Below are 3,056 nucleotides of genomic sequence, written 5' to 3'. Positions count from 1 at the left end.
CCTCAAACGACACAGCGTCTGCGTGTTGCGGGATAGAACCAGACCAGGTCAAGGTCAGTTATCCAGCGTCGGTTAGGCACGTTGCCGTGTTACCCTTAATTCCGGCACAAGGCGCATTGAGCAGCGTCTGTTGCCCTTAAATATAACATTCAGACGCCAGCTCGCGGAAGTTTTTCCCTTTCCGCAGGACAATACGATCAACCGCTGCAAGAAGACGGGGCTCAAGTTCGAACGTACGAAGCATGGCAACTCTTGCGTCCCAATCGAGACCAGTGCTGAACATTGTCGCCTTGACCAGTGGACGTGATTTAGCCACGGCGAAGGCAGAAAGGCAGACGAGTTTCACGTCGGGTTTGAGCCTTTAAGGGCAAAAGGCCGTATGCGCGTGAACGGACTTAAGCGCGTTGGCTTAGATAGGTGTACAAGCGGTCGAGGGACCGATGCCCGGCGCAGCGCCTCAGCACCAGCATCGCCACAGTCTCCTTCATTACCTTCCATCGCTACCAACCGTCCAAGTCCGCGCACCCTATGTCAGATTTAACAACAAGAATGTCGATTTCAATGGCAAGATACCGTTTTTAGTGGCAAAGCCGCTCCATTGATTTATTTGACTTTTCTATACCGCATTTAACGGCTCCGCGACAGTAAGGGCAAAGTTGAGTCAGGTAGAATCTTATCAGCGCATAAAAGTAGGGAGGCTCCAATGACAGTTTGGTATTATGATGAAGTCGGCAAGCCGGCATTTTGCATGATCGATCAATGGATTTTCGATCCTGCGGGGAATGCTATCTACCATGGCCCCGCCGAGCACTGGTACAAAAATGGCGTTGCGAAGTATCATGCTGAAGGTAACTGGATCTTTTCAATGTCCGGAGAGCCATCATTCTACAGAACTTGACGTCCAACATTCATTAGATTGCCCTTCCTTCCCCGTAAGCACATTGGCATTTTTTCACATACACGTTATAATAGAAACAATTTTATATGCTTGCTGTTACTTGCCGTGGTCTTCACGGAATGAATGGTATTGGTTAGCGAGAACTTTCACCCTTGCATCTCCGGGCTGCACTGACCTGGAGACGCGACTTTATTTATCGATCCAGCATCCATCTACCTGCCGGCCCAGGTATCATGAACTGGAAAAATCAGCTCGACCTTGGTATGAAATCACATGAGCAATGACACCAAGATCCCGGATCCGTTCCCGCTGGACTTTGACATCGAGGAAGATCCTTGCCTCGTATGCGATGGCGAGCTGGATTCTGGCTGGGTCTGTATGAGCTGCGGTGCGGACCACTTTGAAGGCGTCATGCTGCTGATCGGCTATGGATCGCCGAAGAAAGCGCCCCACCCTCGCCAGCATGGCGCTGAGCGTTAACTTCACCCACCTGCGACAATCAAACAGCCCCGCCGACGCATTGTCCAACGAGGCCGTTTAACTTTTATAGGTGCGTATTGGCGGTGAGGGATATTCCGTCACCGTGCAGATAGTCTTCCCGGACAGGTGCCCGTAAATCATTGAGAGTGCTGGGTTCGGTATGTTGATAAGTTTATTGGATCGATCAAGTAAACGATACACAACAGATCTTACTAAACAATGAATGACGTCACCCACCGGTCAGAGCATCGAACAGCCCCGGAAAAGGCCCCGGCGCTGTGTTTTGAGGATACGTAGGATGAGGCGAAACTTGATCATGCTTCCGCTGCTAGTATTGCTAGGCTGCGGAGAAAAGCCTGCTACACCTGAGGAGCAAACAGGCGAAGTTCCTGAGCAGCACCTTCGGGCCAATGGAGAACTTAAGTACCAGTTTAAACAGGGCTGCGTAGTTGTGATGCAGCCGAAGCGGTCATGGCTGCGACGGTCAGTACGGGCAGTGCTTCGGTCGGAGAGCCAACAATGCCAGCCGCACCATAGGGACATCGCGCGGCTTTATGCGACAGGAAACGAGGCGGTTTCTGAGAAGCAGCAATAGAAGATGGCCTGTTCGTATCCTCATCCTAGAAAAACTGTCCTGGTTCCTCCACGGTTTGCTCCCCCGTTTTGGGGAGCAATGTTTCCGCTAGTTTTGGCGGAAAATCATCCACCGGTCAGTGCATCGAACAGGCCTGCCGACAGCGAGGTGTTCGATACCAACGGCGCCGTGACAGAACCTCCTGCCATCCGGCGGCCCGCGTGCTGCATCCACGTATCATCTAGGGCCATGACGATTGCGGCATGATGCGGGGGCAGCCGTTTGCGCATCATCTGTGACCAGGCTGCCATTGCTTACCAGGTGATCGGGTTCGGCCCGCTGGCGAGATGGGTGCAGGCGCGGGACAGGTCCATGAACGCGTGGAGGATCTCGCGCCACCGGCCTCCGGCATCTGGGGCCGCTTGCCCTCCAGCACTGCCTCAAGAGTGCGACAAAGAGCGTTCTGCAAGTCGCGACCCATCAGAATTGCCGCCTTTGTGTCTCGCCGTACCAGAGGTAGCTTCTATCTTGCGCCGTCCTGAGCGTTTCGCGCTGATGCTTTTGCGAAATGCCATTGGCTCGCCTATCCACGAAGGCCGTCAGGTTGCCCTATTCGGATCGACACCAACGGTCACGTGTACGTCCATAGCTTGTGACCCGCCACGCTGTGGAGGCACCGATACTCCCCCCGGCCCGCCACTGGCGTAACCGCGCAGGGCGCTCTTGTGCATGGCGTCGAGGTTGCCCACCCCGAGACGCTGGACCGCCTGCGCGCTCTTAACGTACTCGCCGCGGTGAAAGATGCCCGCCGGGTCCTGCTTGCCGCCCATGCCGGTGAAGCCACCACCTACAGAGCCCAGCAACCCAACCAGCACCCCACTTGTCGCCCCCATGCCGGGCAGCGCCATTAGGCCCTTCATCATCTGCGCTTGGCGATCTCAGCCAGCAGTTGCATCAATGTGTCCGTGGCAGACATCGAGCCGTCGATGATCGATCCGAACATGCCCTCCAGCGCGTTCTTGCCCTGTTCGGACTGTCCCTGGATCCGCTCCATCTTCTTCGCTGCGGCCTGAGCCTCTAGCCCTGCTGTGACGTAGCCCTGGG

The 3,056-nt window shown here is 55.2% G+C and carries 4 protein-coding genes; 2 read left to right on the top strand and 2 right to left on the bottom strand.

All coding sequences use genetic code 11. From position 1 onward, the window contains the following. Positions 1-703 precede the first annotated feature (703 nt). Both TY51_RS22190 and TY51_RS16410 read left to right on the top strand, forming a co-directional pair. Positions 704-898 (top strand): hypothetical protein, encoded by a 195-nt coding sequence (locus TY51_RS22190; protein ID WP_156118083.1) that lies wholly within the window; start codon positions 704-706, stop codon positions 896-898. Between the two features lie 273 nt (positions 899-1,171). Next, positions 1,172-1,378: a hypothetical protein gene (locus TY51_RS16410; RefSeq protein ID WP_042251457.1), complete on the top strand. Its 207-nt coding sequence runs from the start codon at positions 1,172-1,174 to the stop codon at positions 1,376-1,378. 1,173 nt (positions 1,379-2,551) lie between these two features. Here TY51_RS16410 and TY51_RS16400 read toward each other — a convergent pair. Both TY51_RS16400 and TY51_RS22850 read right to left on the bottom strand, forming a co-directional pair. Continuing rightward, positions 2,552-2,860: a hypothetical protein gene (locus TY51_RS16400; RefSeq protein ID WP_156118082.1), complete on the bottom strand. Its 309-nt coding sequence runs from the start codon at positions 2,858-2,860 to the stop codon at positions 2,552-2,554. Positions 2,861-2,871: 11 nt separating this feature from the next. Continuing rightward, a partial coding sequence (locus TY51_RS22850) for a hypothetical protein (RefSeq protein ID WP_042251452.1) occupies positions 2,872-3,056 on the bottom strand: 185 nt, incomplete at its 5' end.

The organism is Paracoccus sp. PAMC 22219 (genome assembly GCF_000787695.1).
Taxonomy (GTDB): domain Bacteria; phylum Pseudomonadota; class Alphaproteobacteria; order Rhodobacterales; family Rhodobacteraceae; genus Paracoccus.
Note: the sequence above shows the minus strand (reverse complement) of the source record. Positions and strands in the feature narration are given on the sequence as shown.